Source organism: Sediminimonas qiaohouensis DSM 21189 (genome assembly GCF_000423645.1).
In the GTDB taxonomy this organism is placed as follows: domain Bacteria; phylum Pseudomonadota; class Alphaproteobacteria; order Rhodobacterales; family Rhodobacteraceae; genus Sediminimonas; species Sediminimonas qiaohouensis.
Genome location: NZ_AUIJ01000007.1, coordinates 21,072 through 36,821 on the forward strand (window position 1 = coordinate 21,072; position 15,750 = coordinate 36,821).

14 protein-coding genes and 1 pseudogene are annotated in these 15,750 nt (G+C 64.6%); 11 read left to right on the plus strand and 4 right to left on the minus strand.

What is annotated here, in order from left to right; translation table 11 throughout:
• The first annotated feature begins 147 nt into the window (after positions 1 to 147).
• Positions 148 to 1,941, plus strand: a complete 1,794-nt coding sequence (locus G568_RS0107765; RefSeq protein ID WP_026757497.1) for an ABC transporter transmembrane domain-containing protein — start codon at positions 148 to 150, stop codon at positions 1,939 to 1,941.
• Positions 1,942 to 2,359: 418 nt separating this feature from the next.
• Positions 2,360 to 4,252 carry an acyl-CoA synthetase gene (locus tag G568_RS0107770; protein WP_026757498.1) on the plus strand — a complete coding sequence of 631 codons (1,893 nt, stop codon included), beginning with the start codon at positions 2,360 to 2,362 and terminating at the stop codon, positions 4,250 to 4,252.
• Between the two features lie 273 nt (positions 4,253 to 4,525).
• On the opposite strand, the gene G568_RS0107775 is transcribed toward G568_RS0107770, so the two are convergent.
• Positions 4,526 to 5,008: a MarR family winged helix-turn-helix transcriptional regulator gene (locus tag G568_RS0107775; RefSeq protein WP_026757499.1), complete on the minus strand. Its 483-nt coding sequence runs from the start codon at positions 5,006 to 5,008 to the stop codon at positions 4,526 to 4,528.
• Positions 5,009 to 5,282: 274 nt separating this feature from the next.
• On the opposite strand from G568_RS0107775, the gene ectA reads away from it, so the two are divergent.
• The 4 genes from ectA (at position 5,283) to G568_RS18480 (ending at position 9,081) form a co-directional block, all read left to right on the plus strand.
• Positions 5,283 to 5,816: a diaminobutyrate acetyltransferase gene (gene ectA, locus G568_RS0107780; protein ID WP_051202845.1), complete on the plus strand. Its 534-nt coding sequence runs from the start codon at positions 5,283 to 5,285 to the stop codon at positions 5,814 to 5,816.
• 76 nt (positions 5,817 to 5,892) lie between these two features.
• Entirely contained in the window at positions 5,893 to 7,185 is a 1,293-nt protein-coding gene (gene ectB / locus G568_RS0107785) for a diaminobutyrate--2-oxoglutarate transaminase (RefSeq protein WP_026757501.1), read from the plus strand.
• A 7-nt stretch (positions 7,186 to 7,192) separates the two neighbouring features.
• Positions 7,193 to 7,585 (plus strand): ectoine synthase, encoded by a 393-nt coding sequence (locus G568_RS0107790; RefSeq protein WP_026757502.1) that lies wholly within the window; start codon positions 7,193 to 7,195, stop codon positions 7,583 to 7,585.
• A gap of 89 nt (positions 7,586 to 7,674) precedes the next feature.
• A complete protein-coding gene (locus tag G568_RS18480) occupies positions 7,675 to 9,081 on the plus strand; it encodes an aspartate kinase (RefSeq protein WP_051202857.1) in 1,407 nt (468 codons plus the stop codon).
• 116 nt (positions 9,082 to 9,197) lie between these two features.
• Here G568_RS18480 and G568_RS0107800 read toward each other — a convergent pair whose 3' ends face one another.
• Positions 9,198 to 10,157 carry a LysR family transcriptional regulator gene (locus G568_RS0107800; protein ID WP_026757503.1) on the minus strand — a complete coding sequence of 320 codons (960 nt, stop codon included), beginning with the start codon at positions 10,155 to 10,157 and terminating at the stop codon, positions 9,198 to 9,200.
• A gap of 110 nt (positions 10,158 to 10,267) precedes the next feature.
• Here G568_RS0107800 and G568_RS0107805 point away from each other — a divergent pair, with 110 nt between their 5' ends.
• The 5 genes from G568_RS0107805 (at position 10,268) to G568_RS18485 (ending at position 14,764) form a co-directional block, all read left to right on the plus strand.
• On the plus strand, positions 10,268 to 11,134 hold the full coding sequence (locus G568_RS0107805; protein WP_026757504.1) for an ABC transporter permease: 867 nt from the start codon (positions 10,268 to 10,270) through the stop codon (positions 11,132 to 11,134).
• Positions 11,135 to 11,147: 13 nt separating this feature from the next.
• The gene (locus G568_RS0107810; RefSeq protein ID WP_026757505.1) at positions 11,148 to 11,933 is read left to right on the plus strand and encodes an ABC transporter permease; all 786 of its coding nucleotides are present in this window, start codon (positions 11,148 to 11,150) and stop codon (positions 11,931 to 11,933) included.
• Positions 11,934 to 11,987: 54 nt separating this feature from the next.
• The gene (locus G568_RS0107815) at positions 11,988 to 13,130 is read left to right on the plus strand and encodes an extracellular solute-binding protein (protein WP_026757506.1); all 1,143 of its coding nucleotides are present in this window, start codon (positions 11,988 to 11,990) and stop codon (positions 13,128 to 13,130) included.
• Positions 13,131 to 13,196: 66 nt separating this feature from the next.
• Positions 13,197 to 14,279: an ABC transporter ATP-binding protein gene (locus tag G568_RS0107820; protein ID WP_026757507.1), complete on the plus strand. Its 1,083-nt coding sequence runs from the start codon at positions 13,197 to 13,199 to the stop codon at positions 14,277 to 14,279.
• A 2-nt stretch (positions 14,280 to 14,281) separates the two neighbouring features.
• Positions 14,282 to 14,764 carry a GNAT family N-acetyltransferase gene (locus G568_RS18485; protein WP_037373853.1) on the plus strand — a complete coding sequence of 161 codons (483 nt, stop codon included), beginning with the start codon at positions 14,282 to 14,284 and terminating at the stop codon, positions 14,762 to 14,764.
• Between the two features lie 52 nt (positions 14,765 to 14,816).
• Here the strand turns inward: G568_RS18485 and G568_RS20240 are convergent.
• Together G568_RS20240 and G568_RS0107830 are read right to left on the minus strand one after the other, a co-directional pair.
• Positions 14,817 to 14,921: pseudogene (locus tag G568_RS20240) on the minus strand (IS110 family transposase); the annotation flags it as partial.
• A gap of 47 nt (positions 14,922 to 14,968) precedes the next feature.
• Positions 14,969 to 15,589 (minus strand): class I SAM-dependent methyltransferase, encoded by a 621-nt coding sequence (locus G568_RS0107830; protein WP_026757508.1) that lies wholly within the window; start codon positions 15,587 to 15,589, stop codon positions 14,969 to 14,971.
• Positions 15,590 to 15,750 lie beyond the last annotated feature (161 nt).

Sequence of the window (15,750 nt, forward strand, 5' to 3'; positions counted from 1 at the left end):
CCATTTCTGAAGCGCCAGCCCGCCGGGACGGGCGGGTGCTCACCCCGCGCCTTGCGGCGCTATTCGGGCGGGGGTGTTCACCCGGCTGCTTGCCCTGCGCGCGCCGAGCCTCTAAACCCCGTGCGCAGGATCAAGGAAGGACCGCACATGGCCGCGCCCCAGACCAGCGACACGCAGGACCGCGAGAAATCACGCGATATTGGCGCGCTTGCCGCGCTGTGGCCGTTCCTGAGGCCGTATCGCGGGTTGATGGCGGCGGCGATACTGGCGCTGATCCTGACGGCGTCGGTGTCGTTGATCCTGCCGATGGCGGTGCGCCGGGTGGTGGATAATTTCGGCACGCAGGATGCCGCCCTTCTGGACAAGTATTTCGCCGCCGCGCTGGCGATCGCGGGGTTGCTGGCGCTGGGCACGGGGCTGCGCTATGCGCTGGTGACGCGGCTGGGCGAGCGGGTGGTCGCCGATATCCGCAAGGCGGTGTTCGACCGCGTGATAGGAATGAGCCCGGCCTATTTCGAAAAGATCATGACCGGCGAGGTGCTTAGCCGCGTCACCACCGATACGACGCTGATCCTGTCGGTGATCGGCTCGTCCATATCCATCGCGCTGCGCAATGTGCTGCTGCTGGTGGGGGGGCTGGCGCTGATGATGGTGACGTCGGCCAAGCTGACCGGGCTGGTGCTGTTGCTGGTGCCGGTGGTGGTGGTGCCGATCCTGGTGCTGGGGCGGCGCCTGAGGGCGCTGAGCCGGGAAAACCAGGACTGGATCGCGGCCAGCTCGGGTAGCGCGTCCGAGGCGCTATTGAGCGTGCAGACGGTGCAGGCGTTCACCAACGAGGCGCCGACGCGGGCGGCGTTTTCCGATGTCACCGAGAAAAGCTATGACGCGGCGCGCAAGCGGATTACCACCCGCGCGGTGATGACGGTGATCGTGATTTTCCTGGTGTTCTCGGGGATCGTGGGGGTGCTGTGGATCGGCGCGAACGACGTGCGCGCGGGGGCAATGAGCGCCGGGGCGCTGGTGCAATTCGTGATCTATGCGGTGCTTGTGGCGGGCGCGGTCGGTGCGCTATCCGAGATCTGGGGCGAGTTGCAGCGCGCCGCCGGCGCGACCGAGCGGCTGGTCGAGCTGTTGCAGGCCCGCGATGCGGTGACCGACCCGGCAGAGCCGTTGCCGGTGCCCGATCCGGTGCGCGGGGGGATCACCTTCGAGGGGGTCAGCCTGCGCTACCCGTCGCGGCCCGATAGTCCGGCGCTGGACGGTGTGGACCTGGACATCGCGCCGGGCGAGACGGTGGCGCTGGTCGGCCCGTCGGGGGCGGGCAAGACGACGATCGTGCAGTCGATCCTGCGATTTTATGATCCGAGCGAGGGGCGCGTTCTACTGGACGGTGTGGACCTGTCGCAGATGCGGCGGCGCGATTTCCGCGCGCACCTGGCGCTGGTGCCGCAGGACCCGGTGATTTTCGCCACCACCGCGCGGGAGAACATCCGCTTTGGCCGCCCCGATGCCAGCGACGCGCAGGTCGAGGCCGCCGCGCGCGCCGCCGCCGCGCACGAGTTCATCATGGCGCTGCCGGGCGGCTATGACGCGCAACTGGGCGAGCGGGGCGTGATGCTGTCGGGCGGGCAGAAACAGCGCGTTGCTATCGCCCGCGCGATTCTGCGAGATGCGCCGGTGCTGCTGCTGGACGAGGCGACCTCGGCGCTGGACGCCGAGAGCGAGCGCGCCGTGCAAGCCGCCGTCGAGGACATGGCACGCACGCGCACCACGATCATCGTCGCGCACCGCCTGGCAACGGTGAAGAAGGCCGACCGCATCGTGGTGATGGACCAGGGCCGCATCGTGGCACAGGGCACGCATGACGCGCTGGTGGCCGAGGACGGCCTTTATGCGCGGCTGGCGCGGCTGCAGTTCACTGACGGCATCGCCGCGCAATAGCGGGGCAGAGGGCCGGGGCTGGCTGCTTGGGCGGGGGATGACATTTGCCGCCTTTAGCGCCCGGCCCCGCCGGGCCGCGACCGACCTCCCCCCGGAGGTCGCGTTGGCGATGGTGTATGCCGCCTGAACCGTCATAGGGGCTTCAAGGTGCCGCCTTGCACCACCGTTGCGAACGCGCCCTCCAGGTCGGTCGCGGCCCTAAGTTCCGGATATGACATCCGCCACCGTCACGCCCGGCCCCGCCGGGCGCCGCCCTGTGTAGTGTGCAACCCGCAACCCGTCCCTCGCCGCGCCGCTTTGACGTTGCGCCACCTGCCGGTGGGCGGGCTTGCGCGGGGCGGCAAAGCCTTTCACACTGCGTGCATGGAAACCGGGCATGCACGCGGGGAGGCGGGCATGCCGCAAGGGAGGAGCATCAATGGGCTTTGCATCGGTACAGGATTCGATCGCGATCGAAAACGAAATGCCTTGGGCGGAGCGCGATGTGCCGCGCACGCTCTATCAGATGCTGACGCAGACCCGCGATGCCTTTGGCAGCAAGAACGCGGCGACGTTCCAGCTGTTGAGCGGTCCGACCGACAAGGCCGAAACGCTTAGCTGGAACGAGCTGCACGCGCGCACCTGCCAGGCGGCGAACCTGTTTCGCGACCTCGGGATCGGCGAGGATGACGTCGTCGCCTGCATCCTGCCCAACAGTAACGAGACCATCCTGACCATCCTGGGCGGCGCCATCGCGGGGATCATCAACCCGATCAATCCGCTGCTGGAGCCCGAGCAGATCGGCGCCATCCTGCGCGAGACCAAGGCAAAGGTTGTGGTCACGCTCAAGGCGTTTCCCAAGACCGATGTCGCGCAAAAGACCGCCGAGGCGGTGCGCCATGCGCCGGGCGTGCATACGGTGCTCGAGGTGGACCTGAACCGGTACCTGACCTTTCCCAAGAACATGATCGTGCCGTTGGTGCGGCCCAAGAACCCCGGCAATCACCACGCGGACGTGAAGGATTTCAACCGCGAGATGTCGGCGCAGCCACGCGAGTTGGCGTTTGAGGATGCCAAGGAGGACCGGGTGGCGGCCTATTTCCACACCGGCGGCACCACCGGCATGCCCAAGGTGGCGCAGCACCGCTATTCGGGGATCGTTTATAACGGGTGGCTGGGCGGCACGCTTCTCTACACGCCCGAGGATAACGTGATTTGCCCGCTGCCGCTGTTTCACGTGTTTGCCTGCCACGTGATCCTGATGGCGTGCATCAAGTCGGGCGCGCATGTGGTGTTCCCGACGCCTGCGGGATATCGCGGCGATGGGGTGTTCGACAATTTCTGGAAGTTGATCGAGCGGTGGAAGATCACCTTTATCATCACGGTGCCCACGGCGATCAGCGCGCTGATGCAGCGGCCGGTGGATGCGGATGTGTCCAGCGTGAAAACCGCGTTTTCAGGTTCGGCGCCATTGCCGCTTGAGCTGTTTCGCCGGTTCGAGGAGGCCAGCGGCGTGACCATCGTGGAGGGCTACGGCCTGACCGAGGCGACCTGTTTGGTGAGCGTGAACCCGGTTGACGGCGAAAAGAAGGTCGGATCGGTCGGGGTGCGGTTTCCGTACACCGATGTGAAGATCTACCTTGAGAAGGACGGCAAGCCGGTGGAATGCGGCGTGGACGAGGTGGGCGAGATCTGTGTCTCGAACCCGGGCGTGAACGCGCCGGCCACCTATACCGAGGCCGACAAGAACAAGAAGCTCTATTATTACGAGAACTACCTGCGCACCGGCGATCTGGGCCGGATCGACGGCGATGGCTACTTGTGGATCACGGGGCGGGCCAAGGACCTGATCATTCGCGGCGGGCACAATATCGACCCGGCCGATATCGAGGATGCGCTGCTGTCGCATCACGACGTGGCCTTCGCCGGCGCGATCGGGCAACCCGACGCGCATGCCGGCGAGGTGCCCTGCGCCTATGTCGAGGTGATCGAGGGGGGCACGGTGACGGCGGAGCAGTTGATGGAGCACGCGCGCGTGCACGTGCACGAGCGCGCGGCCTACCCCAAGCATATCGAGGTGCTGGACGAGCTGCCCAAGACCGCCGTGGGCAAGGTGTTCAAGCCCGAGCTGCGCAAGCTGGCGATCCGGCGCGTCTATAACGCCGCGCTGGAAGAGGCCGGCCTGGCGGCGCAGGTGTTCGAGGTGATCGACGACAAGAAGCGCGGCCTGGTCGCGCGGGTGGCCAAGACGGGCGAGGTGGACGACGCCAGCGTCGGCCATGTCCTGGGCGGCTTTACCCGGCCATGGGAATGGGCCGAGGGGCAGGGGTAAAGCATTTCCAGAAACGCGCGAAATCGAGGCGCGTAGCGCCGCCGCGCATCGCCGGGCCGCCCGTCGCCCCAAAGGGGCGCCACCCTTCATCGGCACGCCTCTGGCGTGACGGCACGGCGATTTGGCTGGCACCTGCGCAACGCTCATAGGGTTTTCGGATTTGGCCGGGATAAAGTGCCCCGCACCAGCGTAGGATCGCCGCACCGCGGTCCATCGATGCGCGGCTCCCGACGATTTCAGAGGCGACCTCGGGAACGGCCGCCGCGCGCCGGGTCAAACCTTGCCGTGGCTGCTGATCTCGCCCACCGTCAGGACCGGGGAGGCGTCTATTTCCTCGGCATCGAGCATGCCGGCCAGCCGCTCGAGGACCGAGACCATCATCGCCTGTTCCCAATCGTCCATCGCCTCGAACTGCTGCACGTAGCGTTGTTGCAGCGGATCGGGGGCGTCGTCGACCTTGGCGTGCCCTTCGGCGGTAACCATGAGGTTGGTTTGCCGCCGGTCAGTTTCCGAGCGTTGCCGCGTCAGCAGGCCCTTGCGCTCGAGCTTGTTGATCAGGGCGGTGATGGTGGCCTGGGTCACGCCCATCCTGTCCGACAGCTCCTTCGGGGTGGAGCGGCCGCTTTCGGCGACGATCTGCAAGACCCGCAACTGCACCGCCGTCAGCCCCGCTTCCTTGGCCAATCTGCGGCCGTACAGCTCGGTCGCGCGCAGGATTCGGCGAAGGGCGATCAGGCTTTTGTCGGTGCGATCCATGGGGCCTCCTGATTTCGAGTGAACAGCCAAGTTTTGCAGGGTTTTGGCATGTCTTTCAATGCTTTTGGGGCCTCACCCCCACCAAAGGGGGCAAATCTTGTTAAACTGTTAGCCATACGAATGAGTTTCGGGGCTTGATTATGTGCCATACTAAGCAAATATCCAGCAAAATAAGGGCGAATATGGAGGTAGGTCAAAAAATGCTTAGAAGGTTGAAATGATCCTCGGTCCTCCCTATACTTAGTCTAACGAAACAATATGAGGGCCGCATCCTATGCGCGACTTTGTTGGAAAACCGAACAGCGATACCATCACGCTTCGTCAGCCAGATGGCGCCGACGGCGCCGCTGTGTGGGAGCTGATCCGGGCCTGCAAGCCGCTGGATGAGAACTCCATGTACTGCAACCTGATCCAGTGCGATCACTTTGCCGAAACCTGCGTGCTGGCCGAACTTGACGGGGAACCCGTCGGGTGGATCTCGGCCTATGTGCGCCCGGACGATTTCGAGACGCTTTTCGTCTGGCAGGTTGCCGTTTCCGAGGCCGCACGCGGCCGCGGGCTGGGCCAGCTCATGCTTGAGGACCTGCTGGAGCGGGACGCCTGCGACGAGGTGACCAGGCTGCAAACCACGATCACGCGTGACAACGACGCGTCCTGGGGCCTGTTCAAGAAGTTCGCCCGCGTCATGGGCGGCGCCCTCAGCCACGAAGCGCACTACACGCGCGAAGACCACTTTGACGGACACCACGCGACCGAGCACATGGTCACGATCCGTCTGCCCGCGGGCGAGGCCAAGCGCGCCGCCTGATCCAGACGGATCGGGCCGCCGCGCGCGGTGCCTGCCGCTGCTCGCACACAAACTTTCCCAACCAAAAGGTAATACCATGTCGACTGACACGTCAGCCGAAACCAATATCTTCATGCGCCGCGAATCCGAGGCACGCAGCTACTGCCGCAGCTTCGATACGGTGTTTACGTCCGCGCAAGGCTCGGAAATGACCGATGCGCAAGGGACCAGCTATATCGACTTCCTGGCGGGGTGCTCGTCGCTAAACTACGGGCACAACGACCCGGACATGAAGCAGGCGCTGGTCGATCATGTGATGGCCGATGGCATCGCCCATGGCCTGGACATGTACACCGACACCAAGGCACGGTTCCTGGAGACCTTCGAGAACCTGATCCTGCGTCCGCGCGGGATGGATCACAAGGTGATGATGACCGGCCCCACCGGCACCAACGCCGTCGAGGCGGCGATGAAGCTGGCCCGCAAGGTGACGGGGCGCAAGAACATCATCGCGTTCACCAACGGCTTTCACGGCATGACGCTGGGCGCGCTTGCCGCGACCGGCAACGCCGGCAAGCGCGCCGGTGGCGGCGACGTGACCCTGTCGGATGTCACGCGCATGCCCTACGAGGGCGCGCTCGGCAAGGATGTCGATACCCTGGCGATGATCGAGGCGCTGCTGGACAACCCATCGAGCGGCATCGACGCGCCGGCGGCCTTCATCGTGGAGCCCGTGCAGGGCGAGGGCGGCCTGAACGCCGCGTCCAAGGAATGGATGCAAGGCATTGCGCGGATCGCCAAGAAGCACGGTGCGCTGCTTATCGCCGACGATATCCAGGCGGGCTGCGGACGTACCGGAGGCTTCTTCAGCTTCGAAGAATTCGGCATTGAGCCGGACCTGATCCCGCTGGCCAAGAGCCTTTCGGGCATGGGCCTGCCGTTCGCGGCGCTGCTGCTGAAGCCGGAACTGGACATATGGAAGCCCGCCGAGCACAATGGCACCTTCCGGGGCAACACCCATGCCTTTGTGACAGCGCGTGTCGCGCTTGAGAAATTCTGGGCCGACGACGCATTCCAGAAAGATGTCGCGCGCAAGGCGGGCCTCCTGGAAAAGCGTCTGGGCGAGATCGCGGGCCACATTTCGGGCGCCAGCCTGAAGGGCCGCGGCATGATGCGCGGTATCGATGTCGGCTCGGGCGAGCTGGCCTCGGAGATCTGCGCCACCTGCTTTGAGCAGGGGCTTATAATCGAAACCTCGGGCGCGCATGACGAGGTGGTCAAGGTGCTGGCACCGCTGACGACGCCGGATGCGCTCCTGGAACGCGGGCTGGACATCCTGGCGGCTGCTGTCGCCAAGGCCGTCGCGCCCAACAAGATAGCTGCGGAGTAACACAGACATGATCGTGCGCGACTTCAACGACCTGACCAACACCGACCGCACCGTCTCGGATGCGCAATGGACATCCGTGCGGATGCTGTTGGCCGATGACGGTATGGGGTTCTCGTTCCATATCACCTTTCTCGAGGCCGGTTCGGAACACACGTTCCACTACAAGAACCACTTCGAGAGCGTCTACTGCATGCAAGGCAAGGGATCGATCACCGATCTGGCCACCGGCGAGACCTACGAGATCAAGCCGGGCGTGATGTACGCGCTGAATGAACATGACAAGCACACGCTGCGCGCCGACGAGGAACTCGTCATGGCCTGCTGCTTCAACCCGCCCGTGACGGGCAAGGAAGTGCACCAGGCCGATGGCTCTTATGCCGCCGCGGCGGAAGATGCGTGAGACAAAGGAGCGCCGGAGGCTGCAACGCCCCGGCGAGTGATCAGTTGAATTATACCAACCACACAGTCGAAAAGATCGGCGGCACCTCGATGAGCCGCGTGAACGAGCTTGTCGATACGCTTTTCGTGGGCAACCGCGAGCCGTCCGAGATCTACAACCGGATCTTCGTGGTGTCGGCTTTTGGTGGCATCACCAACCTGCTGCTGGAGCACAAGAAAACCGGCAAGCCGGGGGTTTACGCGCTGTTCACCAGCGCCGATGACGATCACGGCTGGATGGATGCGCTGAACCGGGTCGCGCAAGCGATGACCGAGGCGCATAACCAGGTGCTGGACAGCAACGCCGATCAGCGCGAAGCCGATGATTTCATCCGCGAGCGGATAGAGGGCGCGCGCTCGTGCCTGATCGATTTGCAGCGGCTGTGTTCCTACGGCCATTTCCGCCTGAGCCAGCACATGGAGATCATCCGCGAGCTGCTATCGGGCCTGGGCGAGGCGCATTCGGCCTTCGTGACCACGCTGCTGCTGCGGCGCGCAGGCGTCGAGGCGCGGTTCATCGACCTGTCCGGCTGGCGCGACGAGCGCGAGATGGACCTGGACGCGCGTATCCGCGACGGCTTCGACGGCGCGGACCCGGCCGACGAGATCCTGATCACCACCGGCTACGCACAGTGCCGCGAGGGGCTGATGCAGGAATTCGACCGCGGCTATTCCGAGGTGACGTTCAGCCGGATCGCGGCGCTCACCGGCGCGCGCGAGGCGATCATCCACAAGGAATTCCACCTGTCCTCGGCCGACCCGAAACAGGTGGGCGAGGGCGCCGTGCGCAAGCTGGGCCACACCAACTACGACGTGGCCGATCAACTGTCGAACATGGGGATGGAGGCGATCCACCCCCGCGCCGCCAAGACCCTGCGCCAGGCCAGCGTGCCGCTGCGCGTGACCAACGCGTTCGAGCCGCACGACCCCGGCACCCTGATCGACGAGAACCCGGCGGACACCCCCGCGGCCGAAATCGTGACCGGCCTGGACGTGCACGCGCTGGAACTGTTCGAACAGGACATGGTCGGCGTCAAGGGCTATGACGCGCGCATCCTTGACGTGCTGACACGGCACAACGTGCGCATCGTGTCCAAGACCTCGAACGCCAACACGATCACCCATTTCGTCGAGGCGCCGCTCAAGATCATGCGCCGGGTCGAGCGCGACCTGCACGCGGCCTACCCCTCGGCGGACGTGACCGTGCGCGCGCTATCGCTCGCCTCGGTCATCGGACGCGACCTCAAGGGGCTGCACGTCCTTAGCCGCGGCATGACCGCGCTAGAGGAAAACGGCATCGAGGCGCTGTCGGCACAACAAACGCCGCGTATGGTGGACGTGCAGTTCGTGGTGCAACGCGACGACCTCGATGAGGCGATCCGCACCCTGCACGGGCTGTTCTTCGCCGATGAAAACAGCGATGCACCAGTCAGCGAGACACCGCGGCAGGCCGCTTGAGCCGGCCCTGCGCAGGGCTTCATCTTGCCCCAAATACTCCCGCCGGAGGCACCCGAGACACCCGCCACCGGCGGGTGTCGAGACATCATGCGCGCGCGCAAGCGCGCTCCGCTGTCTTAGCGGTAGGTGCGGGCACTGATCGGGGTTGCTTCGACCTCGGCCAGGATCCGCGTCAGGAACCTGTCCTCGGCCCGGCTGAAGCGCGTCGCGGGGTTCCACACGATCTGCACGTCGATTTCCGGCAGTTTCTCGTGCGGCGGCAGTTGCCACAGCAGCCCGTCGCGCACGTCGCGTTTGACGGCATGCACCGGCAGCGGCCCCACGCCCAGCCCCGCGATGATCATGCGGCGGACCTCCTCAAGGTGGCTTGAGGTGCCGATGATGGTATCTCCCAGCCCCGCCTCGGCGCGCATCAGCGTCACGGGTTTGAGCACATCCTGCAGGCGGTCCGTCTCGAAACTGACCGAGGGCTGCCCGTCGAGATCGTGAATGCTCAGGTCCGCGCGCCCGAACAGCGGATGACCGGGCCCGCAGAAGAGGCCAAAGAACTCCCGATAAAGGCAGCGATATTCAAGGCGCGGGTTGCGGTGGCGCACAAGGCAGATGGCCAGCGACGCGCTTTTGTCGGCGACGCGGCCGATGGCGTCGGCGCTCGATAGCACGTCGATGGTCAGGTTGGCCTTGGGGTGGGCGGTGTGGAACTCTGTCAGGACCTGGTCGAACAGGGGGCACACGACGTGGCTGGCGACCGCGATCTTGACGTGGCCGGTGACCTCGTCGGTGATGTCGCGGATCAGCGTCGACAGCCGCAGGATCGAGCCCTGGATATCCACCGCCTCGCGCTGCAAGAGCCGCCCCGCATCGGTCAGGCGAAAGGTGCCGGGGGTGCGATCGATCAGCTTCTTGCCGATCCTGTCCTCCAGCCGCTTGAGCGCGGTTGAAACGGTGGGCTGCTTGAGGCGCAGTTTATGCGCCGCGTCGGTGACCGATCGGGATTCGGACAGAACAATGAACGTTCGCAGCAGGTTCCAGTCAAGCTCGCGCACGAGGCGTTCGGGGGGCAGGGGTGCGGTCATAGTTCCAAACTATATTTACAATTCTTATTATCTATTTGATCTATGACGGGGTGCCGGGTCAACCTCAATCAAAAGACGTAAAGAAACCAAAGAGAAAACGGGGAGACCAGATGTCGGTCGAAGCACGCGAGGCGCGGCAGCCGTGGATATTGCTGTCACCGGCGCTGACTGCGGTATTTCTTCTGCTTTTCGTGCCGTTGCTGTTCATTGTCGTCTATTCGTTCTGGCTGCGCACGGCGACGGGTGCGGATCAGGTCGGCTTTTTCCTGGACAACTGGCGCGAGGCGCTGAGCGATGCGTTTTACCGCGACATCCTTCTGTTCACGCTAAAGATCGCGACGATCACGACGCTGGTTTGCGCCCTGATGGGGTATCCGGCGGCCTATGTCATCGCGCGCTCCAAGGGCAACAAGGCGCTGTTGCTGCTGCTGCTGATGCTGCCGTTCTGGATCAGCTACATCATCCGCACGATGAGCTGGATCAACATCCTGGGTGTGTCCGGCGCGCTGAACACCGCGCTGCTGTATGTCGGGGTGATCGATGAGCCGATCCAGATGCTGTATAACCAGACGACCGTGATCCTGGGCCTGGTGCATTTCCTGCTGCCGTTCATGATCCTCAACGTCTTTGTCAGCCTCGAAGGTATCGACACCAACCTTGAGGATGCGGCCAATTCGCTGGGCGCGACGCGCTGGCAGGCGTTCTTGCAAGTGACGCTGCCGCTGTCGCTGCCGGGCTTGGCGGCGGGCGGTTTGCTGTGCTTCGTGCTGGGGGCGGGGACGTATATCACGCCGCTGGTTCTGGGCGGTCCGAGCGACGCGATGTTCGCCAACCTGGTGTTCGAGGCGATCATTACGCAGCTCAACTGGCCGCTGGGATCGGCGCTGTCGCTGATGCTGCTGGCGGTGCTGGGGGCGCTGGTGATGGTCTACAACCGCTACCTTGGAATGGCACAACTGATGAAGGGACTGGGCTGATATGGGGGGCACCATGGGATGGCATCTTCTGCGCGGCTGGACGGTTCTGGTGTACCTGTTCATGTTCCTGCCGGTCGCGGTGGTGGTGTTGCTAAGCTTCAACGCGTCGCAATTCGGAAGCTTCCCGATGACCGGATTTTCGTTCCGGTGGTTCGTGGAACTGGCCAATAACGACGCGATCCTGCGCGCCTTTCAGACGTCTTTCGTGCTGGGGCTGATGACGGCGGCGATCTCGACCACGCTGGGCGTTCTGGCCAGTCTTGCGCTGGTGCGCTACCGGGTACCGGGGAGCAACTATATCTCGACGCTGCTGATCGCGCCGATCCTTGTGCCCGAGGTGGTGCTGGCGGTGGCGCTGTTGCTGTTCCTGAACTTCCTCGGGATCAACAAGAGCTTTACGCTGCTGCTGTTCGGGCACGTGATCTTTACCCTGCCATTCGTGATCCTGGTGGTGCAGGCACGCCTGGTCAGCATCAAGCGCGATATCGAGGAAGCCGCGATGAGCCTGGGCGCCAGCCCGCGCCAGACGTTTTTCCAGATCACGCTGCCGCTGATGCTGCCGGCGGTTCTGGCGGGCGCGCTTTTCGCCTTTACCATCAGTTTCGACGATATCACCGGCACGCTGTTTTGGAAGCCCGGCGGGGTGGAGACCGTGCCGACGCAGATTTTTGCTATGCTGCGAAATTCGATCAGCCCCGAGATCAACGCCCTTGGAACGGTGATGATCCTGCTGACCGTGGGCCTGCCCCTGCTGGGGATGGGCATTGCACGGACCCTTTCCCAAAAGCGCGGCGGATAGAACCGCGCATCTTTTCACAAGTAGTCTGACAAGGAGATCAAGATGACCAGGAAAATGGACAACACAACCAGATACGAGCGCCTGCGCGAGCGTTACATGAACGGCGATCTGGAGCGGCGCAGCTTCCTTGGCCTGATCGGGGCTGCGGGGCTGGCATACGGCGTGCAGACGCCCTTTGCCAAGTTCGCCAACGCGCAGACCGTCAGCCAGGTCCGGTTCGACGGGTGGGGCGGCGTCGTCAGCGAGGCCCTGCGCGAGAACGCGTTTCAGCCGTTCGAGAAGGAGACCGGCATCGAAGTGGTCGATGGCACCTTTGGCGGCGGCGACGAGTATATCAGCCGCGTGAAGGCCAGCCAGCCGGGCGAGTACAACATCGCGCACCTGTCGGGCGTGTTCGATTACGCGCGGTATCACAACCTCGGGCTCAGCACGACGCTGAACGAGGACAACATCCCGAACCTGAAATACGTCATTCCCAAGCTGGTGGACGTGTTCCGCAATGTCACCGACGGCAAGCTGAGCTGCGTACCGTATGACTATGGCACCACCGGGATCGCCTATAACCGCAAGCACATCTCGGACGAGGAGGCGAAGGAAAAGGGCGCCAAGCTGTTGATTGACGAGGCCTACAAGGACAAGATCGCCGGCTGGTCCGATTGGCGCACTCGGATGTGGTACGCGGCCCTGCAGACCGGGCAGATGCCAAACAACATCGAGGACGAAGAGGCCGCGTGGGACGCGGTGCGCAAGCATCGCGACCTGAGCCTGAAGTATTGGGGTTCGGGTGCCGAGCTGATGAGCCTTCTGGCGGAAGAAGAGATCTATGCCACCGAAGGCTGGTCCGGCCGCATCTACGCACTGCAGGAGCAGGGCCACGATATCGGCTACATGGACCCGCCGAACGGCTTTGGCTGGCAGGAATGCATGTTCGTTCTCAAGGGCAGCCCGATGGAGGCCAGCGAGGAGTTGCTGAACTTCATGCTGGCGCCCGAGACGGCCATCGCGGTGGCCGAGGGGCAGAACTATCCGCCGGCGCTTGACCCGACCAAGGTCGATCTGGGCGACAAGATCCCGACGCTGCCGGCGTTTGATCCGACCGGTAAGCTGGACGGTCTGACCTTTGCCGACCCGGACTACTGGAACGGCCACGAGCAGGACTGGTCGAAGGAATTCGGCCGCGTGCAAAAGGGCTACTGAACCTGAACCCTCCCCGTGCCGCCGTCGGCGGCGCGGGGATTATCCGATCGCAAGGGGGATCGTCACTTGAGTTCCGTTCACCTGAACAACATCGTTAAACGCTTCGGGGCCGTGACCGCGGTGCAAAAGACGTCGCTGGAAATCCAGGAGGGGGCGTTCGTGACCCTGCTGGGGCCGTCGGGCTGTGGAAAGACAACCAATCTGCGCATGATCGCGGGGCTGCTCGATCCGACCGAGGGCGAGATCCTGATCGATGGCAAGCGCGTCAACGACGTGCCGATCCACAAGCGCAACCTGGGCCTTGTGTTTCAAAACTACGCGTTGTTCCCGCACAAGACCGTGGCGGAAAACGTGGCTTTCGGGTTGAAATACCGTGACGTGCCGTCATCGGACATATCGCGCCGCGTGACCGAGGCGCTGGAGCTGGTGCAACTGCCCGACGTGGGCGAGCGGTACCCCAAGGAGCTGTCGGGCGGGCAGCAGCAGCGCATCGCGCTGGCGCGGGCGATCGTGATCGAGCCTGACGTTTTGTTGCTCGATGAGCCGCTTTCGGCGCTGGATGCCAACCTGCGCGAGGATATGCGCGTGGAGTTGAAACGCATCCAGGAGCGGATCGGCGTGACCACGGTATTCGTTACGCATGACCAATCCGAGGCGCTGGCGATGTCCGACCAGATCGTCGTGATGAGCGCCGGCCGCGTCGAGCAGGTGGGCGCACCCGAAGAGGTTTACAACACGCCCGCGTCCGAGTTCGTGGCCAATTTCCTTGGCGCGTCGAACATCCTTGCGGCCGAGTGCAAGAGCCGCAGCGCCGAGGGGGTCGAACTGGAGACGCCGATATTCGGCAAGCTGGTCGTGCCGGCCGAAAAGGCGCCGAACCTGGGCGGCGCGGGGCCTGCGAAACTGGTGATCCGGGCCGAGAAGCTGCTGGTGGCGGCGAAGGATGCGGCGGCGCCGGACGGCGTGATCAGCGTGCCCGCCACGATCGAGGCGGTCGATTACCAGGGGCAGGCGGTGCGTTACTTCGTGCGCGCGGGCGAGGCGCAACTTCAGGCGATCAACATGATAGACCAGCGCCCGTTCGCCGCCGGCGACGAGGTGAACCTGCGCCTGCGCCCGATCGATTGCGCCGCGCTGCCTGATCAATAGGCATGGGCGCAGGCGGTATTTCGCTACGCCTGGCGGAGCGGGGAGATGCGGAGCGCCTGCACGAGGCGCTCTGCGCGCTCTCGCGCGATCTGGGCGACATGCACGGCGCCGGGGCGGACGACCTCGTGCGCGCCGCGTTTGGGCCCGCACCGGTGTTTCGCGCGCAACTGGCCGAGGGCGGGCCGGGCCCGCTTTGGGGTGTGGCGGTGTATTCGCCGGTGTTCTCGACCACGCGGGCGGCGGCAGGGGCGTATGTGTCGGACCTGTGGGTGTCGCCGCGTGCGCGCGGTGCGGGGCTGGGCCAGCGCCTGCTGTCGGCGGCGGCACGCGATGCGGCACGGCACTGGGGCGCGGCGTTCGTCAAGCTGACGGTCTATGACGACAACCCAGATGCGCAGCGGTTCTACGCGCGGCTCGGCTTTGTGCCCGCGCGAGGCGAGACGGTGTTCACCCTTGACCGCGAGGGAATGGCGAGGCTTGGCTAGGGTGCGGCCGGTGGTGATGGGCCCCTTGCGCGGAATCGAGTATCCGTCCGTGTCAATCGGGTTTTGGGTGCCATGTCCTGTCCTCGCGGATGAGTGTGTTGGCGAGTTGAACGAGTTTTCGCATGAGTGCGGTGAGCGCGACCTTGTGAGGTTTTCCGGTTTCTCAGCCGGTTGCTACTGGCCACCCCGTTGAAACGTCGTGCTTCACGCGTCCGCGTCGCGCTCGAACACGGCCCAGGTGAAGGGTTGCGGCACGTCGCCCGGGGTGTGGTGCACCTCGCGGAACGTGCGCAGCAGGTGAAACCCGTCCCCCAGTTGCGCCAGCAGATCGGGCGCGGCGTATTTGCGCACCGGCAGCCCGCTGCATTTGTCCGGCCCATCGGGCGCGAAGGTGGCCAGGATTGCCAGCCCCCCGGGGCGAAGCGCCTGCCGCAACGCAGCGATATAGGCCGACCGCTGCGCGGCATCGATGAGAAAATGAAACACCGCCCGGTCGTGCCACACGTCATAGGTGCGATCCGGTTGCCATTCGGTCAGGTCGGCGACGATCCATGTGACCTGCGCGGCCTGTTTGCCCAGCCGGGCCTGTGCATGATCAAGGGCGGCGCCGGAGATGTCCAGAACGCTCACGTCCTGCCAGCCGCGCTCAAGAAGGGTATCGACAAGGCGCGAGGCGCCGCCGCCGACATCGATCAGCGCGCGGTGCTCCGGGCCGCAGGCCGCCAGCGCATCAAGCGAGGGGCGCGGATCCTCCTGGTGCCAGCTGACGCTTTCGGGTGCCTTGCGGCGATAGACATCTTCCCAGTGCGACGGGGCGTTTGACATGCTGCGTCTCCTTTCGGCGATCCCTAACATATCGCATCAAGCGCGGAACCGCGAGGCCTCAGACCGAATGCTTGGGGACGGGGCCGGGCGCGGCCCGGGCTTGCAGCCCGCGCCAAGGGGGACAAGGACCAGCCGCGCGGATTTGCCCTTGAGCCTACTTT